Annotated in this window: 12 protein-coding genes; 5 read left to right on the top strand and 7 right to left on the bottom strand. The window is 44.8% G+C overall.

All coding sequences use genetic code 11. From position 1 onward, the window contains the following. Positions 1-33 precede the first annotated feature (33 nt). Positions 34-1,341: a hypothetical protein gene (locus tag GKS34_RS06650; protein WP_163384026.1), complete on the bottom strand. Its 1,308-nt coding sequence runs from the start codon at positions 1,339-1,341 to the stop codon at positions 34-36. Positions 1,342-1,801: 460 nt separating this feature from the next. Beyond that, positions 1,802-4,510 carry a T9SS type A sorting domain-containing protein gene (locus GKS34_RS06655; RefSeq protein WP_163384027.1) on the bottom strand — a complete coding sequence of 903 codons (2,709 nt, stop codon included), beginning with the start codon at positions 4,508-4,510 and terminating at the stop codon, positions 1,802-1,804. 666 nt (positions 4,511-5,176) lie between these two features. Here GKS34_RS06655 and GKS34_RS06660 point away from each other — a divergent pair. Then, the gene (locus GKS34_RS06660) at positions 5,177-7,531 is read left to right on the top strand and encodes an alpha-L-fucosidase (protein ID WP_163384028.1); all 2,355 of its coding nucleotides are present in this window, start codon (positions 5,177-5,179) and stop codon (positions 7,529-7,531) included. A 325-nt stretch (positions 7,532-7,856) separates the two neighbouring features. Here the strand turns inward: GKS34_RS06660 and pdhA are convergent, their stop codons facing one another. Next, a complete protein-coding gene (pdhA, locus tag GKS34_RS06665) occupies positions 7,857-8,879 on the bottom strand; it encodes a pyruvate dehydrogenase (acetyl-transferring) E1 component subunit alpha (protein WP_163384029.1) in 1,023 nt (340 codons plus the stop codon). Between the two features lie 104 nt (positions 8,880-8,983). Between pdhA and recF the strand changes: the two genes are divergently transcribed. Beyond that, complete coding sequence (recF, locus tag GKS34_RS06670; protein WP_163384030.1) at positions 8,984-10,096, top strand: DNA replication/repair protein RecF; 1,113 nt, start codon at positions 8,984-8,986, stop codon at positions 10,094-10,096. On the opposite strand, the gene GKS34_RS06675 is transcribed toward recF, so the two are convergent. Continuing rightward, the gene (locus GKS34_RS06675; RefSeq protein ID WP_163384031.1) at positions 10,093-10,509 is read right to left on the bottom strand and encodes a DoxX family protein; all 417 of its coding nucleotides are present in this window, start codon (positions 10,507-10,509) and stop codon (positions 10,093-10,095) included. The two genes, recF and GKS34_RS06675, sit on opposite strands and share 4 nt — an antisense overlap. 157 nt (positions 10,510-10,666) lie before the next feature. Then, positions 10,667-11,566: a nucleotidyltransferase family protein gene (locus GKS34_RS06680; protein ID WP_163384032.1), complete on the bottom strand. Its 900-nt coding sequence runs from the start codon at positions 11,564-11,566 to the stop codon at positions 10,667-10,669. Between the two features lie 383 nt (positions 11,567-11,949). Here GKS34_RS06680 and GKS34_RS06685 point away from each other — a divergent pair, with 383 nt between their 5' ends. Together GKS34_RS06685 and GKS34_RS06690 are read left to right on the top strand one after the other, a co-directional pair. Beyond that, a complete protein-coding gene (locus GKS34_RS06685; RefSeq protein WP_163384033.1) occupies positions 11,950-12,288 on the top strand; it encodes a P-II family nitrogen regulator in 339 nt (112 codons plus the stop codon). Positions 12,289-12,349: 61 nt separating this feature from the next. After that, positions 12,350-13,582 carry an ammonium transporter gene (locus GKS34_RS06690; RefSeq protein ID WP_163384034.1) on the top strand — a complete coding sequence of 411 codons (1,233 nt, stop codon included), beginning with the start codon at positions 12,350-12,352 and terminating at the stop codon, positions 13,580-13,582. Between the two features lie 179 nt (positions 13,583-13,761). On the opposite strand, the gene GKS34_RS06695 is transcribed toward GKS34_RS06690, so the two are convergent. Both GKS34_RS06695 and GKS34_RS06700 read right to left on the bottom strand, forming a co-directional pair. Further along, the gene (locus GKS34_RS06695; RefSeq protein WP_163384035.1) at positions 13,762-16,083 is read right to left on the bottom strand and encodes a M1 family metallopeptidase; all 2,322 of its coding nucleotides are present in this window, start codon (positions 16,081-16,083) and stop codon (positions 13,762-13,764) included. Between the two features lie 120 nt (positions 16,084-16,203). Then, positions 16,204-16,785, bottom strand: a complete 582-nt coding sequence (locus tag GKS34_RS06700) for a HupE/UreJ family protein (RefSeq protein ID WP_163384036.1) — start codon at positions 16,783-16,785, stop codon at positions 16,204-16,206. A gap of 88 nt (positions 16,786-16,873) precedes the next feature. Here GKS34_RS06700 and GKS34_RS06705 point away from each other — a divergent pair, with 88 nt between their 5' ends. Beyond that, positions 16,874-17,368 carry a DUF6702 family protein gene (locus tag GKS34_RS06705; RefSeq protein WP_163384037.1) on the top strand — a complete coding sequence of 165 codons (495 nt, stop codon included), beginning with the start codon at positions 16,874-16,876 and terminating at the stop codon, positions 17,366-17,368. Positions 17,369-17,407 lie beyond the last annotated feature (39 nt).

The following is a 17,407-nucleotide window of genomic DNA, read 5'->3' on the forward strand; positions in this document are numbered from 1 at the left end:
CTGCAGGCTTTTACCTCCTGTTTTCACACAATTTTAATACTCCATTTCATCCATTTGAACTTCGCTGACGGAATTCACACTTCCAATGAGGAAAAGCAAGGCTTCCGCAATGTTCTCCAAAAAAATGGTAGAATGTCCAAAATTGTCTACCTCAATACGTTTGTGCAAATAGCTGTTCTTTGCAGGAAAGATTTTTGAAGCGTATAAGTTGTCATGCCAATAGGGAATTATATAATCTCCTGTAGTATGAATGGTTACCAAGGGCATATTTATCAGCTTCCCGGAGGTTTCATATTTCCTGATAGAATTTCTCACCTGATGATAATCCGGTTCATCAATCCGTTGTACCTCGGCATTAAGCGTTTCATCATCGAGAGACCCAGAGTAAACGGTGTTTTTATTGTTGTAGGGGACTCCTTTCATCCTAATGCGCACGTCATTGGTCATCATGATGTTAAACCTTAGCAGTTCAAGTACAGCGGTTCCCACAGCGATTGGGTTATAGAAATCCACGGTTGCCTTCACCGTGTTCAACAACTGAAAGACCCGTTCAGGGTGGTCCGTCATTAGCGAAATAATCTTTTTTTGCAGGTCTCCTTCTTTTCCTTCCTTCCATTTTCCCATAATAGCAGGATCCACCCCATCTTTGGGGTTGCCCAAATCAAAACCAGCCGCCAACAGATCTGCTCCGAAAAAGTAGTTGAACAAGACATGAAAATCCCCATTGTACTGCAATTGCTTCTGAAAATCGCCAATAGGGGCACAAATGGAAATAGCTCCATCAAATAGACTGGGGTATTTCTCAATAGTTTTTATTGTCACTAACCCTCCTTCGGAGGGACCACCGATAAAAAGAAAATCCGGTGCGGAATAATCGGGATGAACCCTAAAAAAAAGCCTGGTAAGATCTGCCAAATTCTTCATATCCTCCACCGCTTCCAACACCACAAGCCCATTGTCCCTGTAACTGGTGCTTGCATATCCAAATCCGTTGCCCTTTAAAATGTCTTCCACGGACGTCCCTTCTATCGCATCATCCGGCAATTTTACAGGCTCATAAGGTACCGGATCAACAATTCCATGGGCATACAACAACAAATACTTTTGGGGTAAGGAATTCCAAATAACTGAATTGGGCAAACTTAGTTGCCACTTGGCTCCTCTATATTCTCCTACAAAGGTTCCAGGTGCAGTCTCTTCGTAACTCAAGGTATGCGGATTTTTGGTTTCCGGATCCCAAAACGCCCTCTCGTGACAGGAAACGACAAAAACAAAGGTAAAGATTACCCATAGAGGGGCCATCCGCCAGGATTTTAATAATGGATTTTTTTTTGTTTTCATGACTTTAGACTAAATGGTGGAAAATATACTATTAAGAAAATGTAGAAAGAGAAATTCGTCAAACAGGTTTTTATCGGTAGTCTATAGAAGAAATTTACAAAAAAATAAAATTAATTCGAAACTTATAATATAATTATTTTAACAGTCATTTTAATGACATTTAAAATTTATATAGTAATAATGCATAACAAATAGGCCGCAAATAGAATCTGAGCTAATTGACGGGAATTCTTGTTCAAAAAACCCTTACTACACTATGTAGCGTGTAAGTAAATACTATATATGGACAGGTTGAAGATCCATCCACGGCTTTTGACATCAATTCATTCTATCAAATTCAAGCTTATAAATACTCAATAAATTAGTATTCGCTTCTACATAAATATAAATAGCGCCTGTTAGCTATAAAAGAACCCGCCTCTCTCGTTAGAAGCGGGTTCTTTCCATTTATTCAGAATGACTATGGCTTGAGAAGAATAAAATGATGGAACCCTGTAGATGGAGACATCAATCGCAACAAAAGCTGCCCGGTATTGGCATTCCAGTCCCTGGCATCCATCACGATTTGGTTTGGCCCTTTGTGGATGATCCTGCTTTCCTTATGCAACGTTCTGCCCGCCATGTCATGGATACTGAGGGTTACCGTTTCTGTATAGTCACTTTCCGTATCGATGTACAGCACTTCTCCCACGGGGTTGGGGTAAACCCGGATCTCGCTTGCTGACAGCTCCCCTGTTTCCTCATGTGGAATAGTGGCCTCTGTCTCAGGCATTCCAAACCTGAAGCCGGGCCCGGTTTTACTTTGATAGACCCCAATTCCGCCCCAGGACAAAGCCCTTCCCGGTATTGCATTTTCAGGCGACCCGATTTCATTGTCATAAACCACCCGGCCGGAATAGCGTTCCCAAATTTTGATCCTCAACCTGTCCCTTCCACCTTTCTGCATGGCTGCATCCACCAGGGAAAGAAAAAACCCGTACCTTCCCCGGCCGTTGATCCTGCCTTCCCCCCTTAACTGCACAGCGGCACCTTCAATACTCATCCAATCCAGATCCCATGCCCAGAAATTCAGGTTCGCCCGGCCAAACCTAAACAGCACCGAGCCGATGGGTTTGCTTTTGTTGTGGTTGTGGAAAGATACTAAAAACCGGGCGCTGCCGGTCAGGGAGGCATCTGCTGTATAGGCTCCCCGGGGAGAATATATAGAACCCACGCCGATAACCTTGCCCCTGTCGGATCCATCTACCATAAATATATGCTGATAGGAGTGGGCTGCCGTCACTCCACAGAGGTCCGCCACCCGAAGTTCCACCGTATAGGTGCCGGAATTTTCAAATGTGCGCTCTCCCCTGACCAGGTAGGTCTCCGTGGTACTATCAAAAACTAAGGTTGCCGGGCTTACTGATCCATCACTCCAGTGCCATGAAGCAGCAGCGAGATTATTGTCCGTTACTACATCACTTACGGTTACCGTGGTTCCCACAGGAATGGAGCCAACAAGGGCTTTTAAGGCACCAATAATCATAGGTGCATTATTCGTTACTGTTACTGTAAAAGTCTGCTCATCTGCGCAATTGCCGGCCGCGTCGGTGGCATTTACAAAAACCAATGTCTCCCCTAGAGGAAAAGTATAGGGGGAACAGATTTCGGTGCTTGCACCATCCAATAGGATACTGAATACAGGAGAGACGGAAGCATCGTAATTGTCTGTTACTTCTGCAGAAAATGCTACAGATGCAGTACAGGTTCCCGCATCGGTTGTTACTGTAATGGGGGCTATTGCCTCAATAACCGGAGCTTCATTGTCTTCCACCACCTCCTGTAGTTTAACTACCCAATAGTCCAAGCCACCTTTACTGTCTTCACTTTTATTCCCTGATGCAGGGGAGTCAGAAGAACCTGCCAGCAAGTAACCTCCATCAGGACTGGCGTTCGTACTGTAAAGATAGTCATAGCTGCTGCCACCTATGGTTTTGTCCCAGACTTTGTTGCCACTGCCGTCTATTTTGACAACCCAGTAGTCAGCAGAACCTATATTGTCCTCACTTTTATCCCCTGTTGCATCAGACCAAGAATCGCCTGCCAGTAGAAAGCCTCCATCAGGAGTGGGGATGAAACTTTTAGGACCGTCACCGCTACTCCCGCCGATGGTTTTATCCCAAACTTTGTTACCTAGTCCATCTATTTTGACAACCCAGTAGTCGGAGAAACCTTTTTTGTTCCCACTTTTGTCCCCTGAAGCAGGGGAGTCAGATTCACCTGCCAGCAAATAGCCCCCGTCAGGGCTATGAGTGGCACAGAAAAGGCGGTCATCATTACTTCCTCCCAGGGTTTTGTCCCAGACCTTGTTACCGTTGCCGTCTATTTTGACAACCCAGTAGTCGATGCCACCTTTCCTATTCTCACTTTTGTCGCATGAAGCAGGAGAGTTAGATTCACCTGCCAGCAAATAGCCCCCATCAGAGGTGGGAATGGTGACGTGAAGAACGTCATCACCACTTCCCCCTAAAGTTTTGTCCCAGACTTTGTTGCCGTTACCATCCGTTTTGACTACCCAGTAGTCCCTGCTACCTTTACTGTCCTCACTTTTATCCCCTGATGCAGGGGAGTCAGAATAACCTGCCAGTAAAAAGCCCCCATCAGGGCCGGGGCTGGTACTGGAAAGAAGGTCATAATCACTCCCCCCGAAGGTATTGTCCCAGACTTTATTGCCGTTGGCGTCTATTTTTACTACCCAATAGTCCCATTCGCCTTTACTGTCCTCGCTTTTATCCCCTGATGCAGGGGAGTAGGAATACCCTGCCAATAAATAGCCTCCATCAGAAGTGGGGATGGTACTGCCAAAAACATCCCATAGATTCGCCCCGAAGGTTTTGTCCCAGACTTTTTTGCCGTTGCCATCCGTTTTGACGATCCAGAAATCAGTAAAACCATTACTATTCGCGGTTTTATTCCCTGATACAGGGGATTCCGAATAACCTGCCAGCAAATAACCTCCATCGGGGCAGGGGGTGGTACTGAGAAGATAGTCATCGCTACTCCCGCCGAAGGTTTTGTCCCACTGAACAGTGGGTTGTGCAAAAGAAGTATTAGAAAAGAAGTACAGGCCACCACTTAAAAGAATTCCCAAAAGCAGCGCAAATCCGTTGGTTTTTATAAAATTTTTCATAGTGATAAGTGTAGGGGTTTATTTAATACTTATAATTCTAGTAGTACCTGCTCGTTTTTAAAAGCGGTGTACTACCGGGCAGGAAAGGATGGAAGGGCGTCTTTCTTCTAAAAAAAAACACCCCCTTATCCGCTGGAAAATAAATTTGATTAAGCCGTTTACGGGCTTTCCACATGCAGCCATTCAAGGCGGGCATGTACCAAATAAGCTGTTGTAGAATTCGCCAATAAATCCATGGCTTTTGCTGTTTAACATGATGATTTAAATGATACACGCTCCTGATACAATGCATCAGGGGAGGCCAACGTAAAGCGCTTAACTAACTTCTCGAATTGTTGCCGGCGACCCTTATGGGGAAGCTGGGGCACAACTGGGAAAACTAAAAAATATGGAGAAAAGACTTTACGCGGTTTCCAAAAGTCGGCTAGGAAATCACAATTAAAATTATTCAGTTACTGACTAAAGATCAATGATTTAGATCATATTTTTTGACATTACGGAAAAAAGATCGGATTATTAAACCATTCAGGAGTATTTTCCAGGTGGCATAACTATCAATTACAGCAAAAAACAATCTCCTTCATTCCTCACCTTCCGAACACTGCTGTATAAGCCGTTTTTTGTATATTTAATGGTCGGCGATCAACACAAACTCCTCCAGTATCCATGCGTACTCTTCTCATCACTATCGTCTGTATCGTACTTTATATACATCCTTCGAGCCTTTCGGCACAAACCAACTGGCAAAACCCCATCCAAAAGCAAGAACGGCTTGGATCTCCCCTGGTGGAAACCTCGCCCTTCGTATTTAAGGACAAGCTGTACCTGCTGGAAAACAACCAGCGCTTTTGGGACATCGCCGGGGCCAAACCCGGAGACCATTTCCCGGAAGACGAAATCCGCATCAGGGACCTTTCCTCCAACGAAATCGTTTCCGTGCCTCTGAAAAACCATGCCTTCGGAACCGTGCTGACCTGGAAGGACCGGGTGTATGTGTTTGCCGGCTACTACGGAGAAAACAAACCCTGGCGGAAGATCACGGAAATTGTTGTCACCAGTTCGGCCGACCTGAAAGAATGGACCAAACCCGAGACCATCCTTCGGGCAAATCCGGAGGAATATTTTTTCAACACGGCCGTCTGCCGGGGAAAGGACGACTTCATCCTCCTCTACGAAACCAGCGATCCCCAATGGACTCCCTTTACCTTTCGCTATGTCAGGTCCGCAGACCTGAAAAACTGGCAGGAAATTCCGGAAGCCATTTATGGCACAGATAAGTACGTAGGCGGGCCTGCCCTGTACTACGAAAACGGATGGTACTATACCCTGTACCTCAAATCCCTGAACCCTGGCTACGAAACGCACATTACCCGGTCCCGGGACCTGGTAAATTGGAAAGATGCACCGGAAGACCGGCCCTTTGTTAGCTTTGATCCCAGCCACAAAAACATTCCCTTAATCGACCCCTCCATCGCAGAAAGCAATGCCTCTGATGTGGAATTGTGCTATTTCAAGGGGCAGACTGTTCTGTATTTCACGGGTAGCGACCAGACCACCGCGGGCGATTTGCAACGGGCCACTTTTCCGGGTACACCCCAACAACTATTCGAGTATTTTTTCAAGAATTCTGGCGAGCGTATCGAGGATCCTCCGAAACATCAGGGCAACTGGGCGCCGGTATTGATTCCTCCGGAACAACAAGCCGACGAATTTGCTCCCTATTCCAAAACACTGCGAACTACCCCTACTCCCCAACAATTGGCCTTTCAGGAAAGGCAGTTGGGTGCCTTTATCCATTTTGGGCTCGCTACCTATGCGAAAGCAGACATGATGGCCGTACCAGAGGCTGCCCTCTTCAATCCCTCACAACTGGATGCCGAACAATGGGTGACAACAGCCAAATCCTTTGGTGCCAAACATATCGTACTCACCGCCAAACACCACAATGGGTTTTGCCTCTGGCCGACAAAAACCACCGACTATTCCGTCAAAAACAGTCCCTGGAAAGAGGGTACCGGCGATGTGGTTGCCGAATTTGTGAATGCCTGCAGAAAATACGATATGAAAGTCGGGCTTTACCTCTCAGGAGGCGACACCCATTTTGGTTGCACCAGTAGCCCGGATCCCCAGGGGGAACGAACGATCAGGGGGGATGTTCACCGCTATTTCCCGGTTTTTCTGGAACAATTGCGCGAACTGTTGACTGAGTATGGGGAAATTTCTTACCTCTGGTTTGATGGTGCCTACGATCCCTTCGGCTGGGACGTAATGGACCCGGATACCGGGATTCCGCTGGGCACTTCCTATGGCGACGCCATTCAGGCCATGGTCCGGCATTTGCAACCCGAAGCCGTCATTATGGGAGGTACTAAACCGGATGTACGCTGGTCGGGAAGCGAGCAAGGCTGGGCTCCCTATCCCCTGGAAAATGTGGTAAAAACCGGAGAGGGGCTTGCGAAGTGGGTAGGTCCCCAAAATGCAGGCTACATTCCAGCAGAGGCCAACCTGCACACCCGCTCCTCCTGGTTTTGGAAACCCGATTCGGACCCAACGCTAAAAGATTCCTCTTTTCTAATGAAGGCCTACCTGGAGTCAATAGGCAGAGGGGCCAATTTGTTGGTAAACATGACCCCGGACAGCACGGGCCTCATCCCACAAGCAGAAGTAAACCTGCTGGAGAATTTCGGCCATTCCATCCGCAGCACCTTCGCCCATCCTGTCGGAATCACCTCCTCAAAAAACCAACCGTCCACCGAATTATCATTACCCTTGCCCCAAAACCATCGCGTCAACTTGCTGGTATTGGAAGAAGTGCTGGAAAAGGGACAGCATGTCCGGCAATATACGCTGGAAGCATGGGTAGAAGGGCAGTGGCAGCCCGTCGCCAGCGGAGAGACCATCGGGCGAAAACGCATCCAGTACTTCGATCCGGTCATCACGGACCGACTGCGCCTTCGTATTTCGGGAGACGGCCCGGATATGGAACTGGAGCGTTTTGCCGTGTATGGCTCGGCGCTTTGAGCAAATACCGGCGTGTATAAGTTTCATCTGTCACAAATCTGTGTTCGCTTTTTGGGTGCTACACGCGTCCTGCTGTTTTGCCACCCAGTCGTTGAGCTCTGATAGGAAAAATAAAACCCGATTTTCTCGGCTATTTCGTCCATCACGTCGCCTACCCTCCTGTCAGAAAGGCCAATTAAAACCACCGCCTTTTGGACACAGGTAAGGCCGGGTTTCCCGTAGTATCGCGATAATCCACTCCAACCGACCACCTTACCCGCCCATGCAATAAAAAAAGCCATCCGGGGAATCCCGAATGGCTTTGCTTTATCTTTCGTAGGCCAGGCTATTCCCGTACAAAAGGATAATCATCTTCGGCGTACACGTCCTTGAAGGCATCCTCTCCTTTTGGCCAGGGAGACTCCTCTGCAAACTTCACCGCATCGGCAACTTGCTTTTTGACCTTTGCTTCGATTTCTTTGATCTCGTCTTCGCTGAGAATCTTATTGTCCAAGATTGTTTTTTTGACCTGCTCCACCGGATCGCGTTGCTTGTATTCTTCTACTTCTTCTTTTGTTCGGTATTTTTGAGGGTCTGACATGGAGTGCCCCTTGTAGCGATACGTCCTGAATTCCAGCAAGGTCGGGCCGTCTCCTTTACGGGCACGATCTGCTGCCTCTTTTACAGCTTCGTGTACTTCTTCTACGTTCATGGCGTCTACCGGAAAGGAAGGGATGTCATACGATTCACCCAGTGTGTACAACTCATCTACATTCGAAGAACGTTTTACAGATGTACCCATGGCATACCCATTATTTTCGATTACAAATATGACGGGAGTTTTATAAAGCATGGCCAGGTTTAGTGCTTCGTGAAAAGCCCCTTGTCGGACCGCGCCATCGCCCAGGTAACAGATGCAAAGGTTTTTGGTACCCTTGTACTTTTCAGCAAAACCTATCCCCAGTCCCATAGGAATCTGAGCACCTACAATGGCATGTCCACCCGCAAAATTCTTGGATTTGTCAAAAATATGCATGGAGCCACCTTTTCCTTTGGTTGTTCCGGTTTCCTTACCGAAAAGTTCAGCCATTACTGCACCTGGATCGGTACCTAATCCCAGGGGATGGGCATGACACCTGTAGGCGGTGATCCATTTATCTTCTTTTTCCAGTGCGGTGATGGCACCCGAAGCGCATGCTTCCTGCCCGATGTAGAGGTGACAAAATCCCCGGATCTTTTGCTGCCCGTAAAGTTGCCCGGCCTTCTCTTCAAAACGCCTCATGAGCAACATGCTTTCAAACCAATAAGTGTAGGTTTCTTTGGAATATTTTGTTTTAGATTTACTCGTACTAGTACTCTTCTTTGCCATACCGTATTGTATAAAATATGCTAACTTTGGCCCCAAATATAATGAAATCACAGCAATTTTGAGCTCTTTTGCGAAAATAGTGAAAAACATCTATTGATCCCCCCATGTACCTGAAAAACTTAGAGCTGATCCAATTTAAAAATTACGTACGGCAACAGTTGGAGTTCGACTCAGAGGTCAATTGCTTTTTCGGTGAAAACGGGGCTGGGAAAACCAATCTCCTGGACGCCATCCATTACCTATGCCTGACCAAAAGCGCTTTTCTGCCAGTGGATAGCCAGCATATCCGACATGGTCAAACCTTCTTTACGCTGAAAGGAACTTTTGAGTTAGAAAATAAAACCCTTGCCTTGTCCTGCGTATTTGAGAGCAATAAAAAAAAACGGCTTGAAGTAAATGGAAAGGCCTATCACCGGCTGAGTGAGCACATTGGTTTGCTGCCACTGGTTATGATTGCCCCGGACGACACCCAAATTATCACCGGGGGCAGCGAAGAAAGAAGGAAATTTTTCGATGGCATGATTAGCCAAACGGATAATCATTACCTACAACTCCTTATCCAGTACCAACACTATTTAAAACAGCGAAATGCACTACTAAAACGACTTGCTGAAGAAAGACGAAGGGACCTGCTCCAGCTAAGCCCTTACGACCAAAAGCTTATTCAGCTATCAGGAGAAATACACGAAATTCGAAGCCTTTTCCTGAAGGATTTCTCGCCCTATTTTCTCGACCACTATGCAGCCATTTCCGGCCAGAAAGAAAAAGTAACCATCCACTATAAAAGCCAGGTGAGTCAGGCTGATTTTGCCAAAAACTTTGAAGCATCCCTGGACCAGGACCTCCTTCGGAAAAGAACCAGCTTCGGTATCCACAAAGATGATTTTGATTTTCAATTGGACGGATTTTCGATTAAAAAATACGGATCTCAGGGACAGAAGAAATCGTTTTTAATCAGTCTTAAGCTGGCTCAATTTTTCATTTTCAAAACCCTCAAAGGAACCAAACCGATCCTACTGCTGGACGATATCTTTGATAAACTAGATGATCAGCGGATCTTTCATTTAATGTCTCAGGTTGCAAAAAAGGAATTTGGCCAGCTTTTTATCACAGATGCCCGCCCCGAAAGATCACGGGAAATTTTAAAAACCATCCGGGCTAAAGCAACCTTTTTTACCATTAAAGATGGAAACCTTTCCGAGGAAAGGTTGGATTAATACCTTCGTCTTTTCAGGATTTGACCATCCAGTGACAATTTTCCCGGTCCTGTCAACAACAATACAACAAACACTAATAAATACATTAGCGAAAGCTCCTGCCGGTTGAACGGATCGTCCCCATGGACGATAAAGGCGATCACCGCCATATTGATAATCAAAGGAATTAAAAAGACCCGGCTCATAAAGCCGAGCATGAGAAAGATGGTGCAAAAAAACTCGGCAAATATTACCAACTGTAAAGAAACTGCCGGCCCCAGTCCAATGGGATCGGCAAAATTGGTCAAACGTTCACTAAAATTGGTGATTTTTGACCATCCGTGGGTCAAAAGCATGAGCGAGGTTCCCACTCTCAAAAAAAGCAAAGCCAGGTCTGCTGCTATGGGAAAGTGTGAAAAAACAATTCGTTTCATTCTGGATTGATTAATTTTTAAAATTTACAGAATTAAAGTTATATAAATTTCAATGGGAATAACAGCATTTAAACGACTTTAAGCTTGTTACACCGGTATCACATTGGACCCCTTGAAACAAAAGTCGTTGCTTGCGCCTGTACCTGCCGTAAATCTTTCACCATAATTTTTCCGGATAGGTCCCGGCAGCATGCAATTTTCGCAGGGCCTTAACTACGTGTTCCCGATCTTGGGAATAGGTAACGCCAAACCAGATTTTTCCTCCTTCCAGGATTTTTATCCGGGCAATATCCTCCTGAATGAGTGAATTTACTACTTTCGGAATGTAAAATTCAGACTTTAGATTATCCTGATTTTCTTCCAGAAAAGGAATCCACAGCTTCTCTGTCTGCTCGAAAACAGCCGGATGAAATCCCCAACAATTCATTGAAACAGGGTTTTCTGGAGAAATCTCAATTTTATCAGAGCCCTCCTCGTGAAAAATCCCCCCTTCCTTTCTGGAAATTGCCGTACGCTCTATCATACCTGTCAGGAACCCCTCGGGGGAAGATTCGCAAACACCTCTGCTCACAGTGCCATAATCGGACAAAACATTTTCCAACGCATAACCCACCATGCAGTGAAGTTGGGGAGTTACCTCTTTGCTTAAAAATGCAGCTAGGATCCGAAACGCCTCCACACCATAAAAGTCATCTGCATTGATTACAGCAAATGGCTCTTTGATCACGTCCTTTGCACACAAAAGCGCATGCGCCGTGCCGTAAGGTTTTGTTCTTTCCGGCTGACGGTACGCTTCTGGAACCATGCTTTCAAGTGATTGAATGACGAATTCAACCTGAATTTTATCTCCAAATTTGGGTACAAAAATAGCTTTTGCCTCCTCCAGAATTTCCTGCCTTACGATAAAAACGACCTTACCAAATCCAGACCGGATGGCATCAAAAACGGAATACTCCAGAATCGTTTCCATATTAGGTCCAAACCCGTCAATTTGTTTGTCCCCCCCATACCGGCTGCCCATCCCGGCTGCCAAAATCAAAAGTGTTGGTGTATGCATAACTGACTTAAAATAGTTGTCAAATTCCTTACCCAGGAAAAATTTATTACCGGCAAAGGTAATTTTTTTACCCTTTCGATGGATTTAATTTGCTGCTTTTTTTACCTAAAGCAAATCAAAAAAAGTAGATTAATGATGGTTCCCAAAAAACCTTGTTTTGTCAATTTATGACATAGATAGAAACCTTTTAGGGTATATTTTTAGTGTATTATTATTAATAGCCTGCATATTTTTGATTATTTAGTGAATTTTCATTCTGTTTTTTTAATTTTATGCACTTTTTAACCTGATTTAATTGTTAAATCGGTTTTGGTTATTAAATTTGAAAAAAATAAAATTTTTAATAATAGAATTAGCAACAAATTACTAACCCTGTTAAGAAAATGAAAAAAATTGAAGCATTAATTAGAACTTCGAAATTTGATGAAATTCATCAATGCCTATCCAATCTAGGTGTGAAATTTCTGACCTTCTACGAGGTAAAAGGAATGGGATTACAACATGCCCGGATGCAGACTTACCGTGGTGTAGCGTATGAACCTACCTTCATTCCCAGGACAAAACTGGAAATCGTGGTAGCTAACGACTTAGAGGAAGACGTGATCCAATGCATCCTGAAAGAAGGTAGGACTGGCGAAGTAGGAGATGGTAAAATCTTCGTATACGAAGTCGGCAAAGCCTTTAGAATAAGAAATGATGACACCGGAGAAGCAGCCCTTTAATTATTCTCCTTGCTATTAATTATCTAAATATTACTCCAACTTATACTTAATATCAACTAAAATGACTCAGGAATTATTTACTATAAACAACCTTTGGATCATGGTTGCCACCATTTTGGTGTTTATCATGCACTTAGGATTTGCTGCCCTTGAAGCCGGCCTTACCCGTGCAAAAAATACCGTCAACATTCTCTTTAAAAACACCATCATTCCTGCATTAGGGCTAATAACCTACGCTTTTGTAGGATTTAACCTGATGTATCCGGGAGATGCATTCTCCGGTGGTGTCTTTGGTTTGAGTGGTTTTGGCCTCAGTCTTCCAGAGGGCTGGGATACCGTTGCCTATTCTGAAGGGTACACTTTTTTTACCGATTTTATCTTTCAGGCCATGTTTGCTGCTACGGCCGCCACCATCGTTTCCGGAGCCGTCGCGGAGCGAATAAAATTGGGGCCTTTTATTTTCTTTTCCCTACTCTACGTAGGGATTTGTTACCCTATAGCAGGAATGTGGAAATGGGGTGGAGGATTTCTGGACACACTATCTACTCCTTTCTACGATTTTGCTGGCTCTACCATCGTTCATTCGGTGGGCGGATGGGGCGCAGTGATCGGTGCTTATTTGCTGGGACCTAGAATTGGGAAGTACAAAGACGGCAAAATGAATGCTATCCCGGGCCACAACATTCCCCTGGCCACCTTTGGTGTATTTTTGCTTTGGTTCGGCTGGTTTGGATTTAATGGAGGCTCGGTGCTTTCTGCGGATCCCGGAGCTGTTTCTCTGGTCTTTGTAACTACTGCCCTGGCTGCTGCTGCTGGTGCTTTTGGAGCCTTGCTCGCATCTTACCTGAAATTCAAAGCCTATGACATCACCATGGTACTTAATGGCATCCTTGCCGGGCTAGTAAGTATTACCGCCGGTGCAGATTTGATGACTCCTACAGAGGCAGTGATCATCGGCTTCATTGGCGGAATTTTGGTTGTATTCGGGGTGGTCTTCTTTGATAAAATTAAAATTGATGATCCAGTAGGTGCCATTTCTGTTCACCTGGTTTGTGGTATTTGGGGCACGCTGGCTGTCGGCATATTTGGTGACCTTGCCGGTGGAGGACAAATTTTATCGCAACTTATAGGGATTGGTGCGATAGGAACCTTTTGTGTACTCTTTAGTTTTCTCGTATTCTTTACGCTGAAAAAAACCGTAGGTATCCGCGTGGACGAACAAGAAGAAACAGAAGGACTCGATATCAACGAGCATGGCATGCATGCCTATCCCGATTTCGCAACAAAGGAATAAGGATTTTTGACTACAGCTATATAGTAAAAAAGAGGCAGAAAAAACCTGCCTCTTTTTTTATCTGATCACAAAAAAGACCTTCGGGATTTTTTGAAACCTCAAAGGTTGGGGTAAACCGTTGAGGTCTTCAGGACCTCGACGGTTTTTAACGTAAATAATGAATGAAATTTAACGTTTGGTTACTTTTTCTTTTTCATGGGATTAGGCCCGGTGGAGGTTCCTCTGGCAGGAGCCCGCTGCTTAAATAGTTCGAATTTGGAGGGTTTAAATTGCCTGGGCCAATAATTATTTTCCTCATCGATATCCGCTGTCTCCCGGTAGGGGTCAAGCACAATTTGGACGACTTCCTTCTCCTTTGCAAAGACTTTGCTCACCTGATACTCGTCCATCCGCCAGATCTGGGCTGGAATTCGTTCGATTTCGGAACTGCCATCCCGATAATAAAATTCGAGAATAATGGGCATTACGAGCCCTCCCAAATTTTCGAAGCTGATTTCATAAAAATTCAATCCGCTTTCCAGCATTGCCCTTTCCTCAGCACTGAGACTGGAGAGGAATTCCTGATAGGCTTTTTCATCATCGGGACCTACACTAAACCGATCGTAGCTATTATAAAAATCCGCAGCTTCAGGGTCTTTCTCCACCACCGTCTCCGGAATGTCGCTGGCGTTTCTGATTCTGGAGATATAATTCTCTTCCCGTTCGTAGGCCTCCCTCTCGTCGGCTTTTACCTCTGCTGGCCTTTTACTGTCAATTTTATACCAAGAAACATCCTGAATAGCAATATCCACAGGTTCTGTTCCATAAAACCAACCCCTCCAAAACCAATCCAGGTCGACAGCAGATGCATCCTCCATCGTTCGGAATAAGTCAGCCGGTGTGGGATGCTTGAACTTCCAACGTTGGGCATATTTTTTAAAAGAATAATCAAAAAGCTCCCTACCCATGACCGTTTCCCTGAGTATGTTCAAGGCAGTGGCAGGCTTTGCATACGCATTAGGTCCAAATTGGATGATATTTTCGGAATTGGTCATGATAGGTTCCAACAGATGCTTCTCGCTCTTCATATAAGGAGCGATCTTGTGTGCAGGGCCTCGTCGAGAGGGGTATTCCCGCTCCCATTCCTGCTCCGCCAGAAATTGCATAAAGGTATTCAATCCTTCATCCATCCAGGTCCATTGCCTTTCATCGGAGTTTACGATCATGGGAAAAAAATTATGCCCCACCTCGTGAATAATTACTGATATCATCCCATATTTTATGGCTTCCGAATAGGTGCCATCGGTATCGGGTCGCCCGTAATTGAAGCAAATCATGGGATATTCCATTCCGTTGGTTGCTTCCACTGAAATAGCCACTGGATACGGATAGTCAAAGGTTCGTGCGGAATAAGATTTCAGGGTATGGGCTACCACCCGCGTTGAATATTGTTCCCATAATGGGTTGGCTTCTTTGGCATAATAAGACATAGCCATAACATCTTTCCCACCTAAGGATACAGCCATGGCGTCCCAAATAAATTTTCTGGAAGATGTCCAGGCAAAATCCCTAACGTTCTCTGCATGGTATATCCAGGTTTTCTTTTCCCCGGACTTTCCATCTTCCAGCTTTTCTGCTTCGGCCTGAGTCCGGATAATTACTGGTGCATCAAAGGTGCTTTTGGCCAGCTCCCAGCGTTCCATTTCCTTAGCATTGAGAACATCGCCCGGATTCTGTAAAACACCCGTTGCCCCTACCATATGATCTGCGGGTACAGTAATGGCCACCTCGTAATCTCCGAATACCAGGGCGAATTCCCCTCTGCCTACAAATTGCTTGTTTTGCCATCCTTCGAAATCGGAATAAACAGCCATGCGGGGAAACCACTCTGCCATGGTGTATAAATAATTTCCATCTTCTTCAAAATATTCATACCCGGGTCTCCCACCAATAAAACTCATTCGGTCATGAATGGAGAAACTCCATTCTATATGAAACTCATAGCTATCACCCGGCAACAGTGGCTTATCCAGGTCCAGACGCATCATGGTCCGATTTACTGTGGAAGGGATGTCATTCCCGCGGGAATCCTTTACGGAGTAGATTTTCAACCCCAGATCCATGTCGTGCCAAAGGATCCGCTGAAGTTGTCCCAAGCCCATTTTGGGTTGAATGCTGCTACTGTTCATTTTGGGAGTGTCGGAATCATTATCTCGTTCATTTTGATCCAGTTGTACCCATAAATAATCAAGCGGATCAGGAGATTCGTTGTAGTAGGTAACCTTCTCTTTTCCCTGTATGGATTGATTGTCATCATTCAATTCCACCTCAATTTCGTAATCGGCTTTTTGCTGCCAATATTGATGACCAGGCGCACCGGAGGCGGTGCGATAAACATTGGGTGAACGAAGCATATTGCCCAATTGCTCAAAACGGTTACCGTGGCGCTGATCGTCCACCTGAGCTAACGCAGTCAACTGGAATGCCATTCCAATGAATAAAAATAGGAGTATCTTTTTCATAAAATCCGAGTGAATTATTACAAGAAGCGACTTGATTTAAGCACTTAAATTGAAACTAAAAGGGAATTTAACAAAATAACCTTATTTCTATACCTTATGTTGACTAAAAATATTCCTTTCTTACCAATAGCGGCTATCTATCATCATCATGATAGCCATTCCAAGAACGATGGATGAAACGACAAGTACCCACTCTTTTCGATTCACACCGAAAATACCCACTATCAAAGAAGAAATTACCAGAAATCCAATCACAATTACCAATTGCCCCACTTCCAAGCCCAGGTTAAAAGCAAGCAAAGGCTGAAATATGGATTGTTCCCTTCCTAATAAGGATCTTAGATAATTGGAGAAACCCAATCCATGGATCAAACCAAAAAATAGGGCAAACAGGTAATTAAGCTGTACCCCTCTCCCTCCGGAGGGCCTGGGCTTAAGAATATTGGCCGCGGCTGTTATCGCAATGGTCACCGGAATCAGGAATTCTACCAAATCAGTATTGATTCGAACCAATTGAATGGTGGCCAAGGCTAAGGTCAGTGAATGTCCGATCGTAAATGCAGTAACCAAAATAACAATTTTACCCCAGTCCCGCATCATGTAAATGACCGCAAGCGCAATGACAAAAAGAATATGATCAAACCCTTTCAGGTCTAAAATGTGTTGGATTCCAAGATTAAAATACAACTGAAATTGGTTCATACAACAGGTGATTTAATACTTTTGCTTTGAAAATTTTGTTGTAATATTAATGCATATTTCAGACATAAAACAAAATTCCTAACTATAAATGCCCCTATTTAACCCAATCACTGCCGTTCTCTCCCTTTGGTGGCTAGTACATCCTTTTTACATTAGCCTGACGGATATGGTGTACAATGAAGAGCATCAGACCATTGAAATCGCCCAAAAAATATTTTGGAATGATATGGAGGTGGCACTATCCAATGCAACTGAGACTTCTGTAGATTTTCTTTCTCCCCAGCAACCAGATAAATTGGACAGTTTGATAGCCCGTTACCTGCTTGCCCATAACCAAATCCTGATTCAGGGTGATACGGTCCGACTCCAATACCTGGGACACGAGGTAGAAGGAGAGGCCGCCTGGTTTTACATGGAATCTGAAAAAGTTCCATCTCCAAAACAAATTACTATTTACAACGGCATTTTGATCGATGATTTTCCGGAGCAACAAAATATCATCAATTTCTATAAAAACCGGAAACCAAAAAGCCTGCTTACCCGCAAGGGCAAGACGGGGGGAGTATTAATCCTGGAAGACTAATGGTCTTTAAGGATCCTCATACTCCTAACTGAAAAAAGC

It is taken from the genome of Cyclobacterium jeungdonense, from assembly GCF_010994275.1.
GTDB classification, from domain to species: Bacteria; Bacteroidota; Bacteroidia; order Cytophagales; family Cyclobacteriaceae; genus Cyclobacterium; species Cyclobacterium jeungdonense.

Coding starts and splice junctions, on each gene's coding strand:
- GKS34_RS06650 (WP_163384026.1), bottom strand. CDS start 1,341: ATGAAAACAAAAAAAAATCCATTATTAAAATCCTGGCGGATGGCCCCT.
- GKS34_RS06655 (WP_163384027.1), bottom strand. CDS start 4,510: ATGAAAAATTTTATAAAAACCAACGGATTTGCGCTGCTTTTGGGAATT.
- GKS34_RS06660 (WP_163384028.1), top strand. CDS start 5,177: ATGCGTACTCTTCTCATCACTATCGTCTGTATCGTACTTTATATACAT.
- pdhA (WP_163384029.1), bottom strand. CDS start 8,879: ATGGCAAAGAAGAGTACTAGTACGAGTAAATCTAAAACAAAATATTCC.
- recF (WP_163384030.1), top strand. CDS start 8,984: ATGTACCTGAAAAACTTAGAGCTGATCCAATTTAAAAATTACGTACGG.
- GKS34_RS06675 (WP_163384031.1), bottom strand. CDS start 10,509: ATGAAACGAATTGTTTTTTCACACTTTCCCATAGCAGCAGACCTGGCT.
- GKS34_RS06680 (WP_163384032.1), bottom strand. CDS start 11,566: ATGCATACACCAACACTTTTGATTTTGGCAGCCGGGATGGGCAGCCGG.
- GKS34_RS06685 (WP_163384033.1), top strand. CDS start 11,950: ATGAAAAAAATTGAAGCATTAATTAGAACTTCGAAATTTGATGAAATT.
- GKS34_RS06690 (WP_163384034.1), top strand. CDS start 12,350: ATGACTCAGGAATTATTTACTATAAACAACCTTTGGATCATGGTTGCC.
- GKS34_RS06695 (WP_163384035.1), bottom strand. CDS start 16,083: ATGAAAAAGATACTCCTATTTTTATTCATTGGAATGGCATTCCAGTTG.
- GKS34_RS06700 (WP_163384036.1), bottom strand. CDS start 16,785: ATGAACCAATTTCAGTTGTATTTTAATCTTGGAATCCAACACATTTTA.
- GKS34_RS06705 (WP_163384037.1), top strand. CDS start 16,874: ATGCCCCTATTTAACCCAATCACTGCCGTTCTCTCCCTTTGGTGGCTA.